We start from the raw sequence: 22,883 nt of genomic DNA, 5'->3' as shown, positions 1-22,883 counted from the left end.
CATCTGTTTTGTTTGACACTATGTAACGATGCGTAAACAGCCGCAGGTCCAGCGGCGTTATACTCTGCGGCTAAATTTTGAAATCGACATACAAGGACTCGCCCATGAAAGCGTTCGGCAAAATCCTGGGTCTGGTACTTCTCGGGCTGTTGCTGATCATTGTGGCTCTGGGCTTTGCCCTGACCCACCTCTTCGATCCCAACGACTACAAAGACGAGATTCGCCAGATTGCCCGCGACAAGGCCCACATCGAGCTGACGCTCAATGGCGATATCGGCTGGAGCCTGTTCCCGTGGCTGGGCCTGGAGTTGCATGAAGCCAGCGTGGCCACCCTGAGCAATCCTGCCCAGCCGTTTGCCGATCTGCAGATGCTCGGCCTGTCGGTACGGGTACTGCCGCTGCTGCGTCGTGAAGTGCAGATGAGCGATGTGCGCGTCGAGGGCCTGAACCTGCGCCTCAACCGCGACAAGCAAGGCCACGGCAACTGGGAAGATATCGGCAAGGCACCGCCCGTTGCAGCCACCGGCACCGCCGAGGCACCCGTGACGACTGCGCCAACCACGGCGCCAGCGCCGGACAAACCGGCTCAGCCGATCCGCCTGGATATCGACAGCCTGACGGTCAACAACGCCCGCATCGAGTACAACGACGAGCAGACCGGCAAGCAATTCAGCGCCGAGAGCATTCAGTTGAGCACCGGTGCCGTGCATGAAGGCGCGAGCATCCCGGTCAAACTCACTGCCTTCTTCGGCAGCAACCAGCCAGTGATGCGGGTCAAGAGCGAACTCAGCGGCGAGCTGCGTTTTGATCGCGCCCTCAAGCGCTATCAGTTTGAAGACATGAAAGTCGCAGGCGAAGCCACCGGCGAGCCGCTGCAAGGCAAGACCGTGACCTTTGCCACCCAGGGCCAGTTGCTGGTGGACCTGTCGGCGAACATTGCCGAGTGGACCGGCCTCAAGCTGTCGCTCAACCAACTGCGGGCACTGGGCGAAGTAAAGGTCAACGACCTGGATAAAACCCCAGAGATCAGCGGCGCCCTGTCGATTGCCCAGTTTGACCTGGCCAAGTTCCTCGACAGCGTCGGCCAGCCCCTGCCGGCCATGGCCCCAGGGAGCCTGAGCAAAGTCGAACTGGTCAGCCGCCTGCAAGGCACGCCGTCGAGCATGGCCCTGGAAGACCTCAACCTGAAAGTCGACGGCAGCACCTTTACCGGGCGCCTGGCGGTGGAGGACTTTGCCAAGCAATCCCTGCGCGTGCAGCTCAAGGGCGACACGTTCAATGCCGACCATTACCTGCCCGCCAAGTCAGAAGCAGCCAACAGCGCCGCCGTCGCACGCCAGGCCGAAGTGCAAAGCAGCGAAGCCGGGGCCATGGCCGCCGGTGGCACCACGCCGTTGCCGGACGCGCCGACCAAAGGCGCCTGGAGCACCGACAAGCTGCTGCCCCTGGCGCGCCTGCGCAGCCTGGACGTGATTGCCGACCTGTCCTTCGGCCAACTGACCCTGAGCCAGTTGCCCATCGAGAATGCAGCCCTCAAGGCCTCCGGCCAGGGTGGCCAGTTCAAGCTCGACACCTTGAGCGGTGGCCTCTATAACGGCACGTTCCAGGCCAACGGCAGCCTCGATGCACGGGAAGATGTGCCGGTGCTGGCGTTGCAGACCAAAATCAAGCAAGTACCGGTCGAGCGCATCCTGCAAGCCCAGGGGCAAACCCCGCCGGTCAAGGGCCAGATCACCCTCGACAGCAACCTGAACGGGCGTGGCAACAGCCAGAAAGCGCTGATCGACAGCCTCAACGGCACCGCCAGCTTTGTGATCAACAATGGCGTGCTGCTCAATGCCAACCTTGAGCAACAACTGTGCACGGGTATCGCCCTGCTCAACCGCAAGACCTTGGCCACCACACCGCGCAGCAAGGACACACCGTTCCAGGAACTCAAGGGCAACCTGACCTTCCGTAACGGCGTGGCGAGCAACCCGGACCTGAAAGTGCGCATCCCCGGCCTGACCGTCAACGGCAATGGCGACGTGGACCTGCGTGTACTGGGCATGGACTACCGCGTGGGCATCATCGTCGAGGGCGACAAGCGCGACATGCCGGACCCGGCCTGCCAGGTCGGCTCGAACTTCCAGGGTATCGAAGTGCCGCTGCGCTGCCGTGGCCCGCTGGAACTGGGCGCCAAAGCCTGCCGCCTGGACAAGGACGGCCTGGGCCAGGTGGCCGCCAAGATGGCGGGCAACAAGCTCAGCGAGAAACTTGAAGAGAAGCTCGACAAGGTCAACCCCAAGCTCAAAGACGCCCTCAAAGGTTTGTTCAACCGATGAGAAACGAGCAATTTTCAGCGGCCGTGCTCGACTGGTACGACCGCCACGGTCGCCATGACTTGCCCTGGCAACAGGGCATCACCCCGTATCGGGTGTGGGTCTCGGAAATCATGCTGCAACAGACCCAGGTCAGCACCGTGCTCAATTACTTCGACCGCTTCATGGCTTCGCTGCCAACGGTCGAGGCCCTGGCGGCCGCGCCGGAAGATGAAGTACTGCACCTGTGGACCGGGCTGGGCTACTACACCCGGGCGCGCAACCTGCAGAAGACTGCCAAGATCGTGGTGGCCGAATACGGCGGCGAGTTTCCCCGCGATGTAGAGAAACTCACCGAACTGCCGGGCATCGGCCTGTCCACCGCCGGTGCCATCGCCAGCCTGAGCATGGGCCTGCGCGCACCGATCCTCGACGGCAACGTCAAGCGCGTGCTGGCACGTTTTACTGCCCAGGAGGGCTATCCGGGCGAGCCCAAGGTGGCCAAGCAGCTGTGGGCCACTGCCGAGCGCTTTACCCCCCACGACCGCGTCAATGCCTACACCCAGGCCATGATGGACATGGGCGCCACCCTCTGCACCCGCAGCAAGCCCAGTTGCCTGCTGTGCCCCCTGGAAAAGGGCTGCGAGGCGCACATGCTGGGCCTGGAAACCCGCTACCCGATCCCCAAGCCGCGCAAGACCATCCCGCAAAAGCGCACGCTGATGCCGATGCTGGCCAACCAGGAGGGCGCGATCCTGCTTTACCGTCGCCCCTCTACGGGCCTTTGGGGCGGGCTGTGGAGCTTGCCGGAGCTGGACGACCTGAACGACCTGGAACACCTGGCCAACCAGCACTCACTGGCGCTGGGCAAGCATCAGGCGCTACCTGGACTGGTCCACACCTTCAGCCACTTCCAGCTGGCTATCGAACCCTGGCTGGTGCAGGTCGAGGAATCGGCCCATCACGTGGCCGAGGCCGACTGGCTCTGGTATAACCTCGCCACCCCGCCGCGCCTGGGCCTTGCCGCCCCGGTGAAAAAACTGCTGAAGCGCGCGGCCGACGTATTGAACGCAGGAGTTTCGTCATGACCCGCACCATCATCTGCCGCAAGTATCACGAAGAACTGCCAGCCCTGGAGCGCGCCCCATTCCCGGGCGCCAAGGGCCAGGACATTTTCGACCACGTCTCCGCCAAGGCCTGGGCCGACTGGCAGAAGCACCAGACCCTGCTGATCAACGAAAAACGCCTGAACATGATGAACGCCGAAGACCGCAAATATCTGCAGGGCGAGATGGACAAGTACTTTTCCGGCGAGGATTACGCCAAGGCCGACGGCTACGTGCCGCCTGCTCAATAATTGAGCAAAAACCGGGGTTGGCACGTAAGCGACGGTAATAATTAAATATTTTTTGAAAACTTGCTTGACGACCCCCTGAAAAACCCGTTTAATGCGCCCCGTTGCCCAGATAGCTCAGTCGGTAGAGCAGGGGATTGAAAATCCCCGTGTCGGCGGTTCGATTCCGTCTCTGGGCACCACTTATTAGTTTCAGGTGGTGCAAAAATCATCTGGAACACCCAAGAAACCCGCCTAGTGCGGGTTTTTTGTTGCCTGCGATTTAGTACGCCAGCGCCCCTCTGGTTACTTTCAGGTTAACGCCAAGCCTTGCTGGCACCTGATGTGTTATTTATTTCCATGCTCAACCGTCTAGCCTTAATCCAATCTTCAGCAAGGTAGTTATTTCATGACCCGGTACTTGTTATGCACGCTGTTAATGCTGACAGCGCTGCTCAGCGGATGCGCTACTACGATGGACGTCGCGATCAACGCAACCCCTGACCCGGATTATCACTTTGACCGACAAGCGACGGTGCTGGTGACGTCGGTCGGCGGCAATGCCGAGAACGCGCTCAATGCCCGCTACTACCTGCGCGATATGGTCAGCGCCATGAAGGACCAGGGGTTTCGCGAGGTGTATACCGACGTGTCCCTGCCCAAGAACCGCACGCCGAAAATCACGATCACCCTCGACATCGACAGTCACCAGGTGACCTACCGCTATACCGCCACCGAGTATGGGCAGGTGCCAACCAGCACCTCCACCGTGTGCAAGAACAGCAAGAAAAAAAGCGACCAGATGATCTGCACCAGCACGCCGAACACCACCTATGGCCCGGTAGGCAGCTCGGAGCGCACCGGCTACACCACCCTCACCACCTTCACCGCCACGGCCCGGGATGAAGCGAGCAAACGCGCGGTGTACCTGCTGCGGGTAACGTCCTACAACGAGGACTGCCAGGCCGCCAAGGTCGAAGCCTTCCTGGTGCAGCAGGGCCTGCAGAACCTGAACTTCCAGGATCGCGTGCAGCGCAACTACACCGTCACGATGCCCGAGGGGTATCGCTGCAAATAGTTCGTCGCCCCCTTCCAGGTAGTTCAGGACGAATGTCACTTCGCACTCCTGCCTGACTGCCAGCCTTGATTGGCCCTCCCCGCTCAGGGCGACCCCACCCGGTCGCCCGCATCAAACACCCCCGCCAAAAAGCCAGGCTCGACTGAAGCCCATGGTTGCTAATAGCAATTATTATCATTTAAGCTGGCGCGCAAAATCCCCCCTGCACCACTAACAATAATCAAGGAGCTGCGATGCCCTCTGCACGCGAGTCAGGTTCATGGTTGAAGGCGTTTGGCCTTGCCCCCTTCGGATTCGCTTCGATGCTTGTCCCGGTCGCAGACGCGGCCGAGAAAACAGGCCAGCTCGAACTGCCCAGCCAAAGTATTACGGCAACTGCCTCAGAAGAAACGGCCGACGGCCCGGTCAAAGGCTACGTCGCCAAGCGCAGTACAACAGGGGCCAAGACCGACACCCCCATCACTGAGATCCCCCAGTCGATTTCCGTCATCAGCGCCGACCGCATGCGCGATCAGGGCGCGCTGACCGTGCAAGACGCATTGCGATATGTTTCCGGGGTGCGGGCCGAAACCTTCGGGCTCGATAGCCGCGGAGACTGGTCGAAAGTGCGAGGCAGCTCGCCGGCCCTGTTCCTTGATGGTTTACAGCAGAGCTTCGGCACTTACACCAACGTGCGCACCGACCCCTTCACCCTGGAACGCCTTGAAGTGCTCAAGGGCCCCGCGTCGATGCTGTATGGGCAAAGCCCGGTGGGCGGCCTGATCAACCAGGTCAGCAAACGCCCCAAAGCCGAACAGCACACCGAACTGCAACTGCAATACGGCAATTACAACCGCAAGCAGGTCGCCGTCGACACCACCGGCGCTCTGAACCCGCAAGGCACGCTGCTGTACCGGCTGGTGGCGATCCAGCGCGACAGCGACACCCAGGTTGATCATGTCAAAGACAACCGCCAGGTGCTGATGCCATCGCTGACCTGGCGCCCCAACGAAGATATCGACTGGACCGTCATGGCCAACATCCAGCGCGATGACAGCGGCTCCACCACGCAGTTCTTCCCACACAAAGGTACCGTCTGGAATGCGCCATATGGCCGGATCCACAGCAACCGGTTCGCCAGCGAGCCAGGGTTCGACGAATACGACAGTGACCAGACAGCCCTGACGTCGCAATTCTCGTGGCACCTGAACGACACATGGACGCTGCGCCAGAACCTGCGCTGGCAGAAAAGCAAAGTCAGCTACCAGTCGATTTATGCGAAATTCGCAAGAAACCCACCGTTTAACGCCGATAACCAGACCCTCGACCGTGTCTATTACGTTTCCAAGCCAGAGGTCAAAGTCTGGGTTGCCGACCAAAACGCCGAGGCCCGATTTGACACCGGCCCGCTACAGCACACGCTGCTGCTGGGGGGCGACTACCAGCATGCGGTCTCCAACCGGGAAGGTGCCAGCGGTAACGCAACACCACTGAACGTGTACGAACCGGTGTATGGCACCTTTGATCCCTCGGTCATTCGCCTCACCGCAGACCCGGAACAACGGGTCATGCAACAAGGGCTGTATGCCCAGGACCAGATCAAATACGAACAGTGGCTGCTGACCCTCGGCCTGCGCAAGGATTGGGCCGCCAGCCAAACCCAAGGCAGCGCCCGGCAAAAGGACGACAAGGTGACCGGCCGCGCAGGCCTGACCTACCTGTTCGACAACGGCATAGCGCCCTACTTGAGCTACAGCGAATCATTCCAGCCCCAAATCGGCCTCAACCGGCGAACGCTGGAGCCCTACGTACCGCTCAAGGGCAAACAGTGGGAGCTGGGGGTGAAATATCAGCCGGTTGGCAGCAACAGTCTCTACACCGCAGCGGTGTATGACATTCGCGAGCAGAACCGCCGCATGCCCGACCCCCTGGATGCGATGAATACCCTGCAAAGTGGTGAAACCCGCGCCCGTGGCCTGGAGCTCGAAGCGCTGGTGACGGTCACGCCCGACTGGGACCTGATTGGCACCTACAGCTACACCGACACCACCGTCATCAAGGGCGCGCCCGCCGAGCAAGGCAAGCGCCTGTCCAGCGTTCCAGAGAACATGGCCTCGGTATGGAGCCAACATCGGTTCAGCATCGGCGACATTTCCGGGTTCAGTGTCGGTGCCGGCATTCGCTATGTGGGAACCAGCTGGGATGGCGCCGACCGCCTGAAAACGCCGTCTTCTACCCTGGTGGATGCGATGCTCGGGTACCGCTACCAGAACTGGAACCTGACGCTCAACGCGACCAACCTTGAAGACAAGACCTACTACACCACATGCCTGGCGCGAGGCGACTGCTTTATCGGCAACCGTCGTACGCTCGTCGGTACGCTGGCCTACAACTTTTGATTGAGTTGTAAATCCACGGCGGCGGCTGATCATGGCACCCGGAACACCAGCAACGGGTTGTCATTAAGCCGCCCATTGAAAGCCGGTACCAGATGCTGCAGCGGCGTGCCCTGCAGCAGTTCGGTTTCCTTGCGCGCGACAATCACCCAGGACGAGCGCGGCAGTGCGTTCAGGCGCGCAAGGTCATCGCGCCCGATAAACAGCGGCTGCTCGTCATGATCCAGGTTCATGATGTAGCGAATGGCCCAGGTGTCCTTGCCAAGGTTGAGAAACACCAGCGGCCCGGGGTGCTCGGCCCGCAGGGTTTCCACCGCACCCACAAAGTTTTTGGTGTCGAATTGCAGATCCTTGGCCGGCTCCACGACCGTCACCAGCACCAGCCATTGGGTGGCCAGCGCGATCAGGCTGAGCACCACCAGTCGCGCCCCCACACGGCTGCGCCAGCGACGCCAGGCCACCACCGCCGCCAACTGCAGGGCGATCAGCAGCGCAATCAACCCCGGCACTGAAACATCAGGCCAGTAACCGTGTTTGCTCCACAACTGGCGGCAGACCAAGACCACGACAACCCCCAGCAGCGGCAGGATCGCCACCAGCCACGCATAACCCCGACGCACCCCAAGCAACCAACCCCGGGCCTGAAGCAGCCCATAAGCCGCCACCGCGGCAAACATCGGGACCATCGGCAGGATGTAGTAGGCACGCTTGAAGTTCGGCACCGACAACCCCAGCAGGATCAGGCCACAGCCGCCCAGGCGCAGCATCAGCCGCACATCGGCATCATCATTGCGCGCTGACCAGGTGTGGCGCAGGGCAATCAACGTCGCCAGCGCCAGCGGGATCACCGGGAAATAGCGATACAGGCTCAGCTTGAAGTAGAAGTAGAACGGCTCGCCGCTTTCATCCAGGCGACCGGCCACCTGCATCTTCATCACCTCGTCGGCAAAAGCATCACCCCCGCTGATCCGCGCCAGCTTCAGCAAACACCCACCAACAGGCAAGGAGCAGGACCAGGCCGATCACGCCGTGGGCAAGCACCTTTTTCAGCAAGCCAATCTTCTCTTCCCGCGTGCGGGCAGGCCCCAGCGCCCAGTACACGCAAGCAACCCCACAGACCTCGATCAAGCCCAAAGGGCCACGCATGGCAAACGCCGCCACGAACAAGGGAAAGATTGCGTATTGACGCAGCCGCGAGCCCAGGCGCTCGCCGGTGTGCAGCAAGTAGAAACAGCCCAGGCACAGCAGGGAGACCATCTGATCCAGGCAGACTGAGCGCGACTTCTCCAGCCATTGCGCGGTCAATGCCGTCAGCACTACCGTCAGCAACGCCCAGGTCCGGCCGCAGGGCACCAGCAAGCGGTAGACCAGGGCCACGACCCCAGCCGACGCCAGAGCGGTGGGCAACACGTTAGCCAGGTCGTTAGGCGCACCGAACAGCCGGGCAAAGAGCAGGCTGAAATAGGTCGCCGTGCCCGGATAATCCGGGTAAGGCTCACCGTAGGTGGTGGGGAAGAGGCTCGCGCCGTGGCGAAACATCTCCTGCATAAACACCGCCCAACGCCCGTCAAACCCTTGCGGCGACTGATCCCAGATGCCCAGGGTAAATAACAACAAGGCCACCAGGAAAACACCCAGGGCCTCCACACGAAAACGGTTGCGGTGTTCCATGGTTTAACCTGCCAGGGCGGGGGAGATGCTGGCGTATATTGCCGGCAGCACGGCTGAATCACGCCTGAACCGAATGCAACATTTACCTGTACACACCTGTGGCGAGCGGGCTTGCCCGCGCTGGACTGCAGGGCTGTCCCATTTTTGGGGCCACTGCGCGACCCAACGCGGGCAAGCCCGCTCGCCACAACCGCCTTTTTTACGGGATTGGCTGGCAGGTATTGCGCGCCTTTGGCTGGCGATTTTGTTAGTGTCAGCCTCCAATAAAAACTGCGCACGGGTCGTCACCCCCCATCGAAAGCGCATGGATCGAGGCCAGTGATGAACCTGCCCAGCCGCCCGCACCCCGAGACATTCCACGAGCCCGCCGCCGACCACTACCCCATTGGCGGCTTCACCTGGCGCCATATCCGCAGCGATATCGAACGCCCAGTGGTGATCATCAACGCCGCCACCTCAGTGCGCTGCCGCCACTATTCGCGCTTTGCCGAGTACCTGTTTGCCAAGGGTTTCGATGTCATTACCTACGACTACCGCGGCATCGGCGAGTCGCGCAGTGGCTCGTTGCGTGGGTTCAAAGCCTCGTGGTCAGACTGGGGCCGGCTGGATTTCGAGGCCATCCTGCGACGGGCGCAACGCGAGTTTGCCGGGCAGCCCATTGATGTAGTCGGCCACAGCTTTGGCGGCTGCGCGGCCGGGCTCGGGGCGTCGGGCGCCGCGATCAGGCGCCTGGTGACGGTGGGCGCACAGTTCGCCTACTGGCGTGACTATCAAGCGAGCGGGCGCTGGCGGATGTTTGCCAAGTGGCACCTGGTGATGCCGCTGGTGACTGCTGTGTGCGGGTATTTCCCGGGCAAGCGCCTGGGCTGGCTGGAAGACACTCCCGCCGGTGTGGTGCGGGACTGGAGCACACCCACCCCCACCTACGAAACACGCCCCAGCGGGCGGGCCTTGGACGAGTTGCCTTTTGCCCGGGTGCAGGCACAGATCCTGGCGATCAGCATCAGCGACGACCCGTTTGGTACCGTGCCCGCCATTGAGCGTCTGCTGAATTACTTCCAGGCCAGCGAGCGCACGCACCTGCGTATCGCGCCGGGGGATATTGGCGAAGAGGTCGTCGGGCATTTCGCGTTTTTTCGCAGTGAATATCAGGATCGGTTGTGGCCGATTGCACTGGCGTGGCTGCAGCACGGCCAACTGGCGCCCGACACACCGGGCACCCGGCTGTAGAAACCCTTGGGATTTCGCCAGACCTGCGCTTCAATACGCCACCCAGATCCTGAACCAAGGACGTGAGCCCATGGCTTCGCCAGACAAGCAGCAAAAACGTGCCCAACGGGCAAAAGCCAAGGCCAAGCAGAACCGCACCCAGCGCGCCAATGCGCCGAAGCCGGATGCGTTTGCCGGTGACGACGACCGCATTGACCTTGAGTCGGTGGACTTGACCGAACTGTTCGTGGAAATGCGCGCGGCCGGCGAGACCAGCCAGCAGGCGCTGTGTGCGGCATTCCTGGCGCACCCGTTGCTGGCGCTGGTGCTGGAGCAGGAAGGCGAAGAAAACGCCACGGACTTTATCCTGGCGGCGCTGATCGAGTATCGGCAGTGGTCCACCGACAGCGATGATGAAGCGGCGGCGTTGGCCTGGATTGAATCGCCACAGTTCCAGGCGGACTACGTGGCGGCATCCCAGGCGCTGACCAGCGCGCAGGATTGATACAAAACCAATGTGGGAGCCGGGCAAGCCCTAATGCCGATCAGTTAAGCGAACGCAATGCTCAAAGCAGCGAAGATCCCCTGTGGGAGCGGGCTTGCTCGCGAAGACGTCGGCCCAGCCAACATTGATGTTGACTGACCCACCGCTTTCGCGAGCAAGCCCGCTCCCACAGGGAATCTGCGCTTAACTGCCCGGCTCCCACAGTGCTTTGTGGTGCCAGGCAGCAAGCATTTCAACTCGTCAGTTGAGTACCGCAGCCCCCAACTTCTGGGCCCGGCGCCGGCTCGCCACCAGCAACCCCGCCAATACCACCAGCAGGCTCAACACACCGGTCGCAATAATCTCCACCCGGTGCGCTTCCTGGAACAGCATGATGGTCAACGCGCCGACGATAAACACGATCACCGCATAAGTCAGGCCCGGAAACAGCCACATCTTGAAGGCAATCTTCTCGCCCGCCGCGGTCCGTTTCTGACGCATGCGCAGTTGCGACACGGCAATCACCAGGTACACCAGCAGCGCAATCGCGCCGGAGCTGGCCAGCAGGAATTCAAACACCGCCGCCGGGGCCACGTAGTTGGCGAACACCGCGAGGAACGCCGCGCCGGTAGACAGCATCACCGCCCAGTAAGGCGTGCCGCTCTTGTTGGTGCGTTTGGCCACTGCCGGCGCATCACCACGCCGGCCCAGGGAAAACAGCATGCGCGACGCGGTGTACAGCGCCGAGTTCAAGCAGCTGGTTACAGCGACCAATACCACCAGGTCGACGATCAGCTTGGCATTCGGGATGCCCATGCGTTCCAGCACAGTCTGGTAGGAACCAACGGCTGCCAGGGTCGGATCGTTCCATGGCACCAGGGCCACGACGATGAAGATCGACACCAGGTAGAACAAGCCGATCCGCCAGATCACCGAGTTGGTGGCCTTGGTGATCTGCTGGCCAGGGTTCTTCGACTCTGCGGCCGCGATGGTCACGATCTCGGTGCCCATGAACGAGAACATGGTGGTCAGAATCGCCGCCAGCACCGCGCCCATGCCGTTGGGCAAAAAGCCTTGGGTGTCGAACAGGTGCGAGACGCCGCTGACCTGGCTGCCTGGCAGCAAGCCAAAGATCGCCAGTACGCCGAGGATCACAAAGCCGATGATCGCCACCACCTTGATCAGGGCAAACCAGAACTCGAACTCGCCGTAGTTCTTCACACTGAACAGGTTGGTCGCGGTCAGCAGCAGGGTGATGACCAAGGTGAAGGCCCAGATCGCCACATCGGGGAACCAGGCATGCAGGATGGTTGCGGCGGCGTTGGCTTCCAGGGGAATCACCAGCACCCAGAACCACCAGTACAGCCAGCCGATGGTAAAGCCGGCCCAATGGCCGATGGCCCGGTCGGCGTAGGTGGAAAATGAACCGGTGTCTGGCGAAGCAACGGCCATCTCGGCCAGCATGCGCATCACCAGCACCACCAACGTACCGGCTGCGGCATAGGCCAGCAGCACGGCAGGCCCGGCTGCCGCAATCGCGTGGCCGGAGCCGACAAACAAACCGGCGCCGATTACACCGGCAATCGACAACATGGTGACATGCCGCGGTTTGAGCCCCTGTTCGAGGTCATTGGAGCTTTGCGTACTACTCATTGACACACCTTTGCGAGGAATTGCGTATTCGGTCCACCCGGTTTGCTGCGTCTTCGTGAAAAGAAACAAACGGGGCGTTCTTTATTTTTTACGCAAGATTTGCGCCAAAATGTTACAAAGCCAAGGTTGACGCGGCCTGTAGGACAATCCATCAGCGCTCGCAAGCCATTGAGATTACTGGCAATCCGCCACAGCGTTACCGGTCGACTCACTTCAAGAACGAATGAGCGCACCAAAAACACACACAAAAAGTCAGTGACGCCCAATTAAAGGGCCGATAGGTGCCGTTTACCCGTTTAACCCTTCCAACACCCGGCCAAAGCTGGCACCATCGCGCCCTTTTTTACGCGACTGCCACGGGTTTATCGGTTAAAACGGCTGTTCGGTTGTTGATGGCGCGACACGCTACTGTGCCGATGCGACAACCTGTCACACACCGCCTGTTTAACGCCCGTGGCGCTGTTGGCTGTCATCCGAACGCTATGCTAGCTTGGCGCCACGCCAGGAAGGCGACCCAACAGCAGGAACGCAATGAACACAATGAGGACCGCACATGGCTTTGGCCGCGCCCGCGCTTGAAATCCGCAACTTGCATAAACGCTATGGTGAGCTGGAGGTGCTTAAAGGCATCTCGCTGACCGCTCGCGACGGCGATGTGATCTCGATCCTGGGTTCGTCCGGTTCCGGCAAGTCCACATTCCTGCGCTGCATCAACCTGCTGGAAAACCCGCACCAGGGCCAGATCCTGGTGGCCGGCGAAGAGCTCAAGCTCAAGGCCGCGAAAAACGGCGAGCTGATGGCCGCCGACGGCAAGCAGATCAATCGCCTGCGCAGCGAAATCGGTTTTGTCTTCCAGAATTTCAACCTCTGGCCCCACATGAGCATCCTCGACAACATCATCGAGGCCCCACGCCGCGTGCTCGGCCAGAGCAAGGCCGAAGCCATCGAAGTGGCCGAAGCGCTGCTGGCCAAGGTGGGCATTGGCGACAAACGCCACGCCTACCCGGCGCAATTGTCTGGCGGCCAGCAACAACGCGCGGCCATCGCCCGCACCCTGGCGATGCAACCTAAAGTCATTCTGTTCGATGAGCCCACTTCGGCACTTGACCCGGAAATGGTTCAGGAAGTACTTAATGTGATCCGCGCACTGGCCGAAGAAGGCCGCACCATGCTGCTGGTCACCCACGAAATGGGCTTTGCCCGCCAAGTGTCCAGCGAAGTGGTGTTCCTCCACCAGGGGCTGGTCGAAGAGCAAGGATCGCCACAGCAGGTGTTTGACAACCCGCTTTCGGCGCGCTGCAAACAATTCATGTCCAGCAACCGCTAACGGAGCAACATGCATGCAGAACTATAAAAAATTCCTCCTGGCCGCCGCCGTTTCCATGGCGTTCAGCGCCACGGCCATGGCCGAGACTTTGAAAATGGGGATCGAGGCGGCTTACCCGCCCTTCAACAATAAAGACGCCAGCGGCAACGTTGTCGGCTTCGACAAAGACATCGGCGACGCCCTGTGCGCCAAGATGAAAGTCGAGAAGTGCGAAGTGTATGTCTCGGACTGGGACGGCATCATCCCGGCCCTGAACGCCAAGAAGTTCGACTTCCTGGTGTCGTCGCTGTCGATCACCGACGAGCGCAAGCAAGCCGTTGACTTCACCGACCCGTACTACTCCAACAAGCTGCAATTTATCGCGGCCAAATCCATCAAAGACTTCAAGACCGACGCCGACTACCTCAAAGGCAAGATCATCGGTGCCCAGCGCGCGACATTGGCCGGTACCTACCTGGAAGACAAACTGCCAGACACCACCGCCAAGCTCTATGACACCCAGGAAAACGCCTACCTCGACCTGACATCCGGCCGCCTGGACGGGATGCTCGCCGACAAGTACGTGCAATACGAGTGGCTCAAGAGCAAAGACGGTTCGGCCTACGAGTTCAAAGGCGATCCGGTTGTAGAAAGCGACAAGATCGGCATCGCCGTGCGCAAAGGCGACCCACTGCGCGAGCGCCTGAACAAGGCCCTGGCGGAAATCAAGGCCGACGGCACCTACAAGAAGATCAACGACAAGTACTTCCCTTTCAGCATCGAATGATCCTGATTGGCCAGTCCGGCGCGCTCGCTTGAGCGCGCCGGCTTTTCGCAAGCCTTGCGCGATATGAAAAAACCATGAATTTCGATCTCTACGGATTCGGCCCCGCACTCGCTGCCGGCGCGCTGATGACCGTCAAACTGGCACTCACGGCGTTATGCCTGGGGCTGGTGCTCGGCCTGGCCGGCGCCTTGGCCAAGACTTCCCCGTACAAGTTCCTGCAATGGCTTGGCGGCGCTTACTCGACCATTGTCCGGGGCATTCCCGAACTGCTGTGGGTCCTGCTGATTTATTTCGGCACGGTCAATATGATGCGTGCCCTCGGGGAGTTCTTCGGTAACCCCGACCTGTCGCTCAGCGCCTTCGCTGCCGGCGTGATTGCCCTGGGCCTGTGCTTTGGCGCCTACGCCACCGAAGTGTTTCGTGGCGCGATCCTGGCGATCCCCAAAGGCCATCGTGAAGCGGGCATCGCCCTGGGCCTGTCGAAGCTGCGTATTTTCACCCGGTTGATCATGCCGCAGATGTGGCGCATCGCCCTGCCGGGCCTGGGCAACCTGTTTATGATTTTGATGAAGGACACCGCGCTGGTCTCGGTGATCGGCCTGGAAGAAATCATGCGCCACGCGCAAATCGGCGTGACCGTTACCAAGCAGCCTTTCACCTTCTTCATGGTCGCGGCCTTCATGTACCTGGGCCTCACCGTGCTGGCCATGGTCGGCATGTACTTCCTGGAAAAACGCGCCGCTCGCGGCTTTGCGAGGAGCACGCAATGAACGGCGACTACAGCTGGCTGTCGCATTTCGACCTGGGCCTGAACTGGGCCGTGATCATCAAGTGGCTGCCACGACTGGCCCAGGGCGCGACCCTGACCCTGGAACTGGTGGCCATCGCGGTCATCGCCGGGCTGCTGCTGGCGATCCCCCTGGGCATCGCCCGCTCTTCGCGCCTGTGGTACGTGCGCACCCTGCCCTACTGCTACATCTTCTTCTTCCGTGGCACACCGTTGCTGGTGCAGCTGTTTTTGGTCTACTACGGCCTGGCGCAGTTCGACGCCGTGCGCGAGAGCGCCCTGTGGCCCTACCTGCGGGACCCGTTCTGGTGCGCCACCGTCACCATGACCCTGCACACCGCCGCTTACATCGCGGAGATCCTGCGCGGCGCGATCCAGGCCATCCCGCCCGGGGAAATCGAAGCGGCGCGGGCGCTGGGCATGTCCAAGCCCAAGGCGCTGTTCTACATCATCCTGCCGCGCGCCGCGCGCATCGGCCTGCCGGCCTACAGCAACGAAGTGATCCTGATGCTCAAGGCCAGCGCCCTGGCCAGTACCGTGACCTTGCTGGAACTGACCGGCATGGCCCGCACCATCATTGCCCGCACCTACCTGCCGGTGGAGATCTTCTTTGCCGCCGGGATGTTCTACCTGCTGATGGCCTATGTGCTGGTGCGCGGCTTCAAGCTGCTGGAACGCTGGTTGCGGGTCGATGCCTGCCAGGGACGCTGACAGCGGGTTGACGGGCGAGCGACTGCTGGTCCGTTTTCTCGCGCTGGATGCGTTCCTCACCGAACATCAAGGGCTGTGGCGACCACGGCCCTTCACCCATCTGCAATTGCCTTGGGAAGCCCAGCATCCAGCGCTGGCCCAATGGCTGCGCCGGCGCTCCCTGGCAGAAGCCGAAAGCAGCCATAACCTGCCCACCGAACTCCAGGCCCCAGCGCCGTTTCCCCAATGGGCGCAGCTGGCCGTCCAGCTCAGTGCTGTGGATAAGTTACCGGCGGGCGCGCTGCATGCGCCGTCGGCGCGCCTGAATGTCGATGTACCGGGGCGTAAATGGCAGCAAATCGAGGCGTTTGGCAGCGCTCTGCAGTTTGCCGAGCGCCCCACCCATTGGCTCGACTGGTGCGCCGGTAAAGGCCACCTCGGCCGGCGGCTGCTGCAACCGGGGCAACACCTGACCTGCCTGGAGTACGACCCGGCGCTGATCGCCGCAGGCCAGGCCCTCAGTGACCATCATCAAATGCCCGCCCGCCACCACCCACAAGACGTGATGGCCGAGGACGCGGTGCAACAACTGCGCGGCGAACACACCCCCGTCGCCCTGCACGCCTGTGGCGATCTGCACGTACGCCTGCTGCAATTAGCCAGCGCCGCCGGCTGCAAGCACCTGGCCGTGGCGCCCTGCTGTTACAACCGCATCAGTAGCGAGCAGTACCAGGCGCTGTCGGCCCCGGCCCGCGCCTCGGCGCTGCGCTTGTCGCGGGAGGACCTGGGCCTGCCCCTGAGCGAAACCGTCACCGCCGGCTTGCGGGTGCGCCTGCAACGCGACACCTCCATGGCCCGGCGCCTGGGTTTCGATCAGTTGCAGCGGCAACTGCGCGGGTGCGATGAGTACCTGCCCACGCCTTCGTTGCCCAGCGAATGGCTGCATCGGTCCTTTGCTGACTACTGCCAGCACCTGGCGGCGCTCAAGGGGTTATCCACAGGCGAGCAGGACTGGGCCGCGCTGGAGCAGCACGGCTGGCAACGCCTGGCGCAGGTACGAAACCTGGAGTTGGTGCGTGGGCTGTTTCGCCGCCCGTTGGAAATGTGGCTGGTTCTGGATCGGGCACTGTTTCTTCAAGAGAACGGCTACCAGGCTCAAGTAGGCCGCTTCTGCGAAACAGCGCTGACCCCGCGCAACCTGATGGTGCTCGCCGAGCGCGATTAAAGGGCAGGACGCCCTGTGGATAAGTCTGTTGATGAAATTCTGTCGAGTGCCGTAAAGACGGGCGCCACAGGCACAAATGCTGACTGGTCATTATTTGTTCACAAAATAAAACGCACGCAAAACAGGCAGTTGCAGCGTAATGAGAACATCTTCACAAAATGGCTGTTTCAACACTTGTGCGACCAACAAATTGTGCATAAGCATTTGCGCCTAACCGTATAAGACGTGGTTCAGGCCGCGCCTGGAGGGCCATCCAGTAACTGGCACAGCCCATGGATATCGTCACAGGCCAGGCTCGCGGCCTCGTTATCCAGTGGGTCCTCGCCAAAGGCCAGCGCCTCGCTGATCTGCGGGTCACGATGGATCACTTCCACGCCACCTTCCCCAAGACGCTGCTTGAACAGGTCCAGCATATCCAGGCTGAAGGCACAGCCCTCATCCAGTTGGTTGACCAACACCAGGCAACGTGGCGCCAACGGGCGCGCAAGATACGGCGCCAACAATCGCTGCATCTGCTCCAGCGTGCCCAGCGACGCCGCGTCTGCCAGGGCCAGCACCACCACGGTATCGGCGACGTGTAATGCCTGGTGCAGGTAAACATTATTGCCGGCGGGGGTGTCGATGATGACCGTGTGTTGCTCACTCAAACCCAGGCGTGACAAGTGCTGCGCCAGCCACTCCGGGTCCTGCTTGAGCCAGCGCTGCAGGTCTTCCTGCTGCTGCATATCGGTCTCGCCGAAGACCACCACCTGGCAGCCGCAGAAACCGGGCTGGGCGAGCTGATCCCAAGGTTGATTACACAGGCTGGCACGACCGAGGCCCGGGGTGCCCTGGGGCAGGTCAAAGTGCAGGTACAGGGCGTTTTGCGGATCCAGCTCCAGCACCGTCACCGCCCGCCCGAGGCGCTGCAAGCCGCTGCCCAGTGCCGTCGCCAGCGTGCTGCGGCCCACCCCACCATTGACCGAGGCCAACACCACCACCCGTGGGCGTTTTGCTGAAGCGTCGATTGGCTGGGGTTGTTCCGCAGGGGAAGACGCGTCGTCGATGGGGGTGTCTTCGAAGAACTGCAATGTCGCCGTCATCGGGTGATCCTGACGGATAGCATGCGTTGCAAAACCTTCGTCGGCCTGGCTCACAGCCCCTCCTTGTCCCGGTACCGCTTGCAGAGCATGGGCGCACATGTTGTTCAGGCAGTCTGGGACAGGTCGGTGGAGGTGTCATTATTTTGGTGTTTTTTATCATGTTCATTTAGACGAGCGGTCGAAAGTCAATCTAATGACTCTGCTTTATGCGCTCCCACTGCTGCGCAACGTGCTCGGCACTGGACGCACTCACTCGCGCCAGGTCGACGGGATACTCCACACCCTGATTCTCGACAAACCGCGTCGCGGTAAATTGACCATTACTGGCGCGCAGTATGTAGCCCGTGTCCTGGCATTGCCCCGACGCCAGGAACACCACCCCCGGCGCCACCCACTCCGGCTTGAGATTGTCCGGCTCACCCTCAATGCCCCACATGCGCGTCTTGGCCACCGGCGACACCGCATTGACCAGGATCCCGTCCTTCGCGCCTTCCATACTCAGGGCATTCATGATGCCCAGTTGCGCCATCTTGCCCGCCGCATAGGCCACCAGCCCGGGCTGGGCATATTGCTGGTACATCGCCCGATCAGACGACGTCAGCACCACCCGCGCGGCAGTGGATGGCTTGAGGTATTGCCAGGCATGTTTGCATAGCCAGATGGGCGCATAGACATTGATACCCAGCGCACGCCCGATAAACGCCGCGTCCGCCTCCTCAATGGATTGATAACCCACCCAGCCGGCGTTATGAATCAGGATATCCAACTGCCCAAACGCCGCGATGGCCGTCTCGACCAATTGCCGACAGCCTTGCTCGCTGGACAAATCCCCCTGATGAGCAACCGCGCTCAACCCCTGGGCCTCAAGGCGGCGTGCCGCGTCCAGGGCGATGGCGTAGTCGCTTCCCGAACCGAGGTTATCGGCGCCGATATCACTGATCACCACATTGGCCCCGCGCTGGGCCAGTGCTTGTGCGTAGACAAACCCCAAGCCACGGCCTGCGCCGGTGATAACGGCGGTTTTCCCTGCGAAATTCATTGGCTTTTCCTCATTGAGTGCCACTTCAACTTAGCAATGAACAACGGCGTTGTTTAATACTGATCAAGGGGCGGTTTGATACCTTCTGCGTATCAAGCCCTACGCCCCCCAAGGCCTCGGCACCGGCACGCATCACCCCTTGCCAAAGCGCTGGAGCGCGCGACCGGCAGCGGAAAAACCACGTTCTGAAAAATAGTCAGAATTCAGGGGTTTACAGAACCTTTCCAATCGCTATAATCGTCGCCCTAACACGCCGGTATAGCTCAGTTGGTAGAGCAACTGACTTGTAATCAGTAGGTCCCGGGTTCGACTCCTGGTGCCGGCACCATACAAAACAAGGCCTCGCAGCAATGCGGGGCCTTGTTGTTTCTGGAAAACGTACAAATAGACGTACATTCTTTTTGGGGCCGATTGAGTTATCCACAGATTCTCAATGTGCCGACTATCTGAAAAACTTCTCCCCTTGGCGTCCTGTCGACCGAACACAATCTCCGATAGTCGTAGTGAACTATTCAAAGGCCGCTGGTAACCCGGCAAAGGGCATCGAGTCGCCCAAAGAACGCAAACAGCGCCGACTGCCAGACGACACGGTTATGGTTAACCTGATCAGGTTCGCGAAACAACAAGGCCAGCTCAAGAGCGGCCAGCCCGGGGCCTGCTCGCCTTACCTTTGGTATGTGATGGAAATCGGCTACCTCTGCCGCCTGCGCGGTATCGAGACGATCACGCTCACCGACGAGAACGAACTCGCCGAAGGCGTCCTCACCAACCGCCGCAAGGGGAGCCGGGACAATATTGTCCGTTGGACGCCCCGGCTGCGGACGGCGTGGGATGCGGCCAAGGCCATCAGGTCGGAGACGTGGGAACGAAAGCGTGTGCCGGTGCCGATCCGCGCAGATCAGCGCTTCCTGATCATTGCCGCCACCGGTCGACAGTTGTCGAAGTCGGAGCTTGATACAGCCTTCCAGCGACTGATCGTTCAGGCCATTGAAAAGAAAGTGCTCATTGAGGAGCAACGTTTCGGGATGCACGACTTCAAGCGCAAGGGCATCACCGATACCGTGGGCACCCGGGCGGACAAGCAGCAGGCGTCAGGCCACAAAGACGAATCTATGATGGATGTGTACGACCTGAGCGTACCGACAGTCAACCCATCTGGGGATTGAATAGCTTTACAACATCAAGCATGTAACTGCGAAGGCATTCAGTACAATGTTTTTCGTCCCGGCCTTCGCCAAATGCAAAACGAAGAACTTTATCGTATTTCTTTTCAATTACTTGTTGTCGAGCGACCGAAACCCGCTCGTTGACAAACTCATATCCGGCATAGTCGATAAGCCTTAACATTGAAGATTCCAAGCAATCAACATTATCCGGCAGGAAAGAAAATGCCGTATCAAAATGCTCATAGGAACAGATAGCCGATAGCGCTCTCTTATCTCCGGTCAGTATTCTGAACTGTTCGCCGCTGCCATGGAGATCGTTCGCGTGCAGAAATAAAGCAAACTCTCCAGGATCAACCTCATCGATTTTTTGCATATGATCGATTAAGTCAAAATCAACTTTCGCGTCATTGAGCACGCTGCACTGCTCGAGAAATCCACAGATTCGCTCGTAAGCCTGTACGCTTCCAACATACTTTTCGATAGATTTATCTGGGTCTTTAAGACGAAGGCTGTATGGAAGGCTAGAAAGCACGAAGCAATCATTGGCGCCCGACTCTAAGCTAACGAGAGTTTCTTGAAGAAGGTCACATTGCGCAAGCTTGACCACCAAGTCGTTATCGGACAGTAGGATCATTCAGGGTCAACTAGAGCCCTTAGCAAGTCGAGACTATCTTCTTTAATCTCTTCTGCAAGATTTGAAAACAAATAGCTAGACACCAAAGCTTTATCACTCACATTTCGAGCTAAAAGCTTAAGCGTTTTAGTACACAACGGCCAAAAATTACCGTTATGAGCGCAATTCAACAAAACATGTGTTGGATCAATATGGTTCGCAGCGCCATAGTTGTTTACAACTCTAGCGAGATCTGCGGCCGGCATAAAGCGACCCAGCCGCAACTTCGCTGATGCTTTACCCGCAAGAAGCTCAAGCGCAAATTCATCAGCCGCAACTTCATCGTCATCCCGACCGTCATCGTTTTTTGCAATTTCCGTATCAACGATCGCGCCATTGGCATCTACATGCCCTAAAGCTATGTGTCCGAGTTCGTGAGCGAGGTGGAAAAGCAGATAGCCGCACTCTTTCTTCGACGAGAGCACAATCGACGGGCGCTCGTTCGTAGACATTGCGATACCGTCCATCTTTTTCTTCATAATAGAAGACGCAAGATGGATTACTGGAATGCCGCATTCCCAGCAGTAGTCCAATAGGTCGCTCAAGCCCACCCAAGGTTTACCAGAGGACAATATCTTTTTACGAATGTCCGCTGCAGCTGCCGGCCGTACGTAAGGACGCTCGATATTAGACAGTACGATTTTGGATGCACTGCGAGCCAAAGCCACAGCGAGCTCAACATCGTCCGCTGTCGTGCCTTTGATGAGCCTGAATCGACGCTGCTCAGGCAAGTCAAACTCGATACGCGCAGGCGTCTCGGCGATAGATCGCAGCTTCAGATTCAATGCCCGCGCCAAGATGAACTTAGCTTGCTGGAGACCGCTAGGCGTTTCAGCTATCTCGTCATCCCACCATGAAGGCAGGAACGCTTGCACCTGCCGCTTAGGCAGGCCGTGGGCTCGGAACGCACTGTAAAGGCTTTGCATGGATTCAGTCATATCAAAGCCTCCATTCAGACGTTAATGACATAAGAAATAGTCAGGTGTGAGCTTTTCTGCATGCCGGTTAGACATCGGCCCGCCCCTGAAAAGTCACGCAAAGCATAATTCTTTTTTGCGTTTCACGCAAGTTATCCACAGCCTTGTGCACAGCCCTCAGCCGGTATAAACGGCTTCAGATGGCGCGTACATTAGGAGGCTGGAGGCTCGGAAATCGGGGCTTTAAATTGCATCTCCGCGTACAAATAATACGCTAGACCCCGTATCACACATCGCTAACGGGACTGACTTGTAATCAGTAGGTCCCGGGTTCGACTCCTGGTGCCGCACCATACAAAACGAAGCCTCCACAGAAATGTAGGGGCTTTGTTGTTTCTGGGAATTGGGTTTCAGAACCGCCGATATTCCGGAGAACTGCTCCACCAGAAAAATCCCACACCCTGCAAGTTGCACCCCATAAGCCGTCGCGCTAACCTCCCCAACGTCGCTGCTCATCAGTGACCGGGCGTGGAATCCCGAGTAAGAAGACGCTACAGCGTCGTCAAGCAATCAGCGGGCGCTTTTTTTGTGCCTGTTTTTTGTGCTTTTTGGCGGCTGTACGTGGGAGGCCCCGTGCCTGCCGAGTCGCTTCTTCTCGGATTCCAACCTGCGTACAGCTGCCACCCTCACGCTTGGAATCGTGACTGGCAGCTCTTTTTGGTTGTACCAAAGGAGCAAGCTTATGCCGTACGAAAAGACCTCAAGACACACTGCACTCCCCGCTTATGGCCTTCCGTATTCCGGAGACCAGCAATGAACACTTCACCCCCAGCAACCACCCTCGGTGCCGTAACCTTCGCAGACTGTGGCGAAAGCAAACACGATATGAAGGTCTTCCGCGTCAATGCCGGCATTCCCGTCCAGGAAGCCCTTGAACACGCCTCCCACCTGCTCTACTACGCCAATGTTCTCTCGCTCGATGCCGCCATGGATGTAGACGGGGAAAAGTATGCGTTTTCTTCGCACTACCTGGGCGAGATGGGTAAAGCGATCCTCGACGATGTGCTCCTGGCCATGCAGCCCGAGGGGCCTGAGCCGCAGTAAGCCG

General features: G+C 59.8%; 18 protein-coding genes, 2 tRNA genes and 2 pseudogenes. 16 read left to right on the top strand and 6 right to left on the bottom strand.

Features of this window, described 5'->3' with window-relative positions:
• Positions 1-104 precede the first annotated feature (104 nt).
• The 6 genes from PSH80_RS01400 to PSH80_RS01375 all read left to right on the top strand — a co-directional run bounded on the left by PSH80_RS01400 (position 105) and on the right by PSH80_RS01375 (position 7,089).
• Positions 105-2,324 carry an AsmA family protein gene (locus tag PSH80_RS01400; RefSeq protein ID WP_305418887.1) on the top strand — a complete coding sequence of 740 codons (2,220 nt, stop codon included), beginning with the start codon at positions 105-107 and terminating at the stop codon, positions 2,322-2,324.
• Positions 2,321-3,388, top strand: coding sequence for an A/G-specific adenine glycosylase (gene mutY, locus PSH80_RS01395; RefSeq protein ID WP_057958032.1), 1,068 nt, complete (start codon positions 2,321-2,323; stop codon positions 3,386-3,388). Before PSH80_RS01400 ends, mutY begins: the two co-directional genes overlap by 4 nt.
• Entirely contained in the window at positions 3,385-3,657 is a 273-nt protein-coding gene (locus tag PSH80_RS01390; RefSeq protein WP_038445278.1) for an oxidative damage protection protein, read from the top strand. The genes mutY and PSH80_RS01390 overlap by 4 nt, the downstream gene beginning before the upstream one ends.
• A 103-nt stretch (positions 3,658-3,760) precedes the next feature.
• A tRNA-Phe gene (locus PSH80_RS01385) sits at positions 3,761-3,836 on the top strand.
• Between the two features lie 206 nt (positions 3,837-4,042).
• Entirely contained in the window at positions 4,043-4,711 is a 669-nt protein-coding gene (locus tag PSH80_RS01380; protein ID WP_057437122.1) for a hypothetical protein, read from the top strand.
• A gap of 302 nt (positions 4,712-5,013) precedes the next feature.
• Positions 5,014-7,089 carry a TonB-dependent siderophore receptor gene (locus tag PSH80_RS01375; RefSeq protein ID WP_057437686.1) on the top strand — a complete coding sequence of 692 codons (2,076 nt, stop codon included), beginning with the start codon at positions 5,014-5,016 and terminating at the stop codon, positions 7,087-7,089.
• 29 nt (positions 7,090-7,118) lie between these two features.
• Here PSH80_RS01375 and PSH80_RS01370 read toward each other — a convergent pair.
• Positions 7,119-8,757: pseudogene (locus PSH80_RS01370) on the bottom strand (ArnT family glycosyltransferase).
• Positions 8,758-9,078: 321 nt separating this feature from the next.
• On the opposite strand from PSH80_RS01370, the gene PSH80_RS01365 reads away from it, so the two are divergent.
• Both PSH80_RS01365 and PSH80_RS01360 read left to right on the top strand, forming a co-directional pair.
• Positions 9,079-9,987 carry an alpha/beta fold hydrolase gene (locus PSH80_RS01365; protein WP_120731284.1) on the top strand — a complete coding sequence of 303 codons (909 nt, stop codon included), beginning with the start codon at positions 9,079-9,081 and terminating at the stop codon, positions 9,985-9,987.
• Positions 9,988-10,057: 70 nt separating this feature from the next.
• Positions 10,058-10,471: a hypothetical protein gene (locus tag PSH80_RS01360; RefSeq protein WP_057437118.1), complete on the top strand. Its 414-nt coding sequence runs from the start codon at positions 10,058-10,060 to the stop codon at positions 10,469-10,471.
• A 240-nt stretch (positions 10,472-10,711) separates the two neighbouring features.
• Here the strand turns inward: PSH80_RS01360 and gabP are convergent, their stop codons facing one another.
• Entirely contained in the window at positions 10,712-12,103 is a 1,392-nt protein-coding gene (gene gabP / locus PSH80_RS01355; protein WP_057437117.1) for a GABA permease, read from the bottom strand.
• A gap of 553 nt (positions 12,104-12,656) precedes the next feature.
• Between gabP and PSH80_RS01350 the strand changes: the two genes are divergently transcribed.
• From PSH80_RS01350 to PSH80_RS01330, 5 genes are all read left to right on the top strand, one after another.
• Positions 12,657-13,430 carry an ABC transporter ATP-binding protein gene (locus tag PSH80_RS01350; protein ID WP_057437115.1) on the top strand — a complete coding sequence of 258 codons (774 nt, stop codon included), beginning with the start codon at positions 12,657-12,659 and terminating at the stop codon, positions 13,428-13,430.
• A gap of 13 nt (positions 13,431-13,443) precedes the next feature.
• A complete protein-coding gene (locus PSH80_RS01345; protein ID WP_057437113.1) occupies positions 13,444-14,196 on the top strand; it encodes an ABC transporter substrate-binding protein in 753 nt (250 codons plus the stop codon).
• A 74-nt stretch (positions 14,197-14,270) separates the two neighbouring features.
• Positions 14,271-14,966 carry an ABC transporter permease gene (locus tag PSH80_RS01340; protein ID WP_057437111.1) on the top strand — a complete coding sequence of 232 codons (696 nt, stop codon included), beginning with the start codon at positions 14,271-14,273 and terminating at the stop codon, positions 14,964-14,966.
• A gap of 38 nt (positions 14,967-15,004) precedes the next feature.
• Complete coding sequence (locus tag PSH80_RS01335) at positions 15,005-15,694, top strand: ABC transporter permease (RefSeq protein WP_029295855.1); 690 nt, start codon at positions 15,005-15,007, stop codon at positions 15,692-15,694.
• Positions 15,675-16,898: a methyltransferase gene (locus PSH80_RS01330; protein ID WP_057958028.1), complete on the top strand. Its 1,224-nt coding sequence runs from the start codon at positions 15,675-15,677 to the stop codon at positions 16,896-16,898. The genes PSH80_RS01335 and PSH80_RS01330 overlap by 20 nt, the downstream gene beginning before the upstream one ends.
• Positions 16,899-17,128: 230 nt before the next feature.
• On the opposite strand, the gene bcsQ is transcribed toward PSH80_RS01330, so the two are convergent.
• Both bcsQ and PSH80_RS01320 read right to left on the bottom strand, forming a co-directional pair.
• The gene (gene bcsQ / locus PSH80_RS01325) at positions 17,129-17,980 is read right to left on the bottom strand and encodes a cellulose biosynthesis protein BcsQ (protein ID WP_198817962.1); all 852 of its coding nucleotides are present in this window, start codon (positions 17,978-17,980) and stop codon (positions 17,129-17,131) included.
• Between the two features lie 190 nt (positions 17,981-18,170).
• Positions 18,171-19,019 carry an SDR family NAD(P)-dependent oxidoreductase gene (locus PSH80_RS01320; protein WP_198817961.1) on the bottom strand — a complete coding sequence of 283 codons (849 nt, stop codon included), beginning with the start codon at positions 19,017-19,019 and terminating at the stop codon, positions 18,171-18,173.
• Positions 19,020-19,271: 252 nt separating this feature from the next.
• Here PSH80_RS01320 and PSH80_RS01315 point away from each other — a divergent pair.
• Positions 19,272-19,347 (top strand) — tRNA-Thr (locus tag PSH80_RS01315).
• 199 nt (positions 19,348-19,546) lie between these two features.
• Positions 19,547-20,185 (top strand): annotated as a pseudogene (locus tag PSH80_RS01310) (integrase); the annotation flags it as partial.
• Here PSH80_RS01310 and PSH80_RS01305 read toward each other — a convergent pair.
• Together PSH80_RS01305 and PSH80_RS01300 are read right to left on the bottom strand one after the other, a co-directional pair.
• Positions 20,166-20,819 carry a hypothetical protein gene (locus PSH80_RS01305; RefSeq protein WP_305418880.1) on the bottom strand — a complete coding sequence of 218 codons (654 nt, stop codon included), beginning with the start codon at positions 20,817-20,819 and terminating at the stop codon, positions 20,166-20,168. The pseudogene PSH80_RS01310 and the gene PSH80_RS01305 sit on opposite strands and share 20 nt — an antisense overlap.
• Positions 20,816-21,796, bottom strand: coding sequence for an ImmA/IrrE family metallo-endopeptidase (locus PSH80_RS01300; RefSeq protein WP_170044754.1), 981 nt, complete (start codon positions 21,794-21,796; stop codon positions 20,816-20,818). The genes PSH80_RS01305 and PSH80_RS01300 overlap by 4 nt, the downstream gene beginning before the upstream one ends.
• A gap of 792 nt (positions 21,797-22,588) precedes the next feature.
• Here PSH80_RS01300 and PSH80_RS01295 point away from each other — a divergent pair.
• Positions 22,589-22,879 (top strand): DUF3077 domain-containing protein, encoded by a 291-nt coding sequence (locus PSH80_RS01295; RefSeq protein ID WP_057958022.1) that lies wholly within the window; start codon positions 22,589-22,591, stop codon positions 22,877-22,879.
• The last annotated feature ends 4 nt before the right edge of the window (positions 22,880-22,883 follow it).

The sequence above is a fragment of the Pseudomonas sp. FP818 genome (genome assembly GCF_030687335.1).
Taxonomy (GTDB): domain Bacteria; phylum Pseudomonadota; class Gammaproteobacteria; order Pseudomonadales; family Pseudomonadaceae; genus Aquipseudomonas; species Aquipseudomonas shahriarae.
This window is presented reverse-complemented; position numbering and strand designations above follow the sequence as displayed.

What these genes read in the sequence shown, in the direction of transcription:
- PSH80_RS01400 (WP_305418887.1), top strand. Translation starts at nt 105, where the DNA reads ATGAAAGCGTTCGGCAAAATCCTGGGTCTGGTACTTCTCGGGCTGTTG.
- mutY (WP_057958032.1), top strand. Translation starts at nt 2,321, where the DNA reads ATGAGAAACGAGCAATTTTCAGCGGCCGTGCTCGACTGGTACGACCGC.
- PSH80_RS01390 (WP_038445278.1), top strand. Translation starts at nt 3,385, where the DNA reads ATGACCCGCACCATCATCTGCCGCAAGTATCACGAAGAACTGCCAGCC.
- PSH80_RS01380 (WP_057437122.1), top strand. Translation starts at nt 4,043, where the DNA reads ATGACCCGGTACTTGTTATGCACGCTGTTAATGCTGACAGCGCTGCTC.
- PSH80_RS01375 (WP_057437686.1), top strand. Translation starts at nt 5,014, where the DNA reads ATGCTTGTCCCGGTCGCAGACGCGGCCGAGAAAACAGGCCAGCTCGAA.
- PSH80_RS01365 (WP_120731284.1), top strand. Translation starts at nt 9,079, where the DNA reads ATGAACCTGCCCAGCCGCCCGCACCCCGAGACATTCCACGAGCCCGCC.
- PSH80_RS01360 (WP_057437118.1), top strand. Translation starts at nt 10,058, where the DNA reads ATGGCTTCGCCAGACAAGCAGCAAAAACGTGCCCAACGGGCAAAAGCC.
- gabP (WP_057437117.1), bottom strand. Translation starts at nt 12,103, where the DNA reads ATGAGTAGTACGCAAAGCTCCAATGACCTCGAACAGGGGCTCAAACCG.
- PSH80_RS01350 (WP_057437115.1), top strand. Translation starts at nt 12,657, where the DNA reads ATGGCTTTGGCCGCGCCCGCGCTTGAAATCCGCAACTTGCATAAACGC.
- PSH80_RS01345 (WP_057437113.1), top strand. Translation starts at nt 13,444, where the DNA reads ATGCAGAACTATAAAAAATTCCTCCTGGCCGCCGCCGTTTCCATGGCG.
- PSH80_RS01340 (WP_057437111.1), top strand. Translation starts at nt 14,271, where the DNA reads ATGAATTTCGATCTCTACGGATTCGGCCCCGCACTCGCTGCCGGCGCG.
- PSH80_RS01330 (WP_057958028.1), top strand. Translation starts at nt 15,675, where the DNA reads ATGCCTGCCAGGGACGCTGACAGCGGGTTGACGGGCGAGCGACTGCTG.
- bcsQ (WP_198817962.1), bottom strand. Translation starts at nt 17,980, where the DNA reads ATGACGGCGACATTGCAGTTCTTCGAAGACACCCCCATCGACGACGCG.
- PSH80_RS01320 (WP_198817961.1), bottom strand. Translation starts at nt 19,019, where the DNA reads ATGAATTTCGCAGGGAAAACCGCCGTTATCACCGGCGCAGGCCGTGGC.
- PSH80_RS01305 (WP_305418880.1), bottom strand. Translation starts at nt 20,819, where the DNA reads ATGATCCTACTGTCCGATAACGACTTGGTGGTCAAGCTTGCGCAATGT.
- PSH80_RS01300 (WP_170044754.1), bottom strand. Translation starts at nt 21,796, where the DNA reads ATGACTGAATCCATGCAAAGCCTTTACAGTGCGTTCCGAGCCCACGGC.
- PSH80_RS01295 (WP_057958022.1), top strand. Translation starts at nt 22,589, where the DNA reads ATGAACACTTCACCCCCAGCAACCACCCTCGGTGCCGTAACCTTCGCA.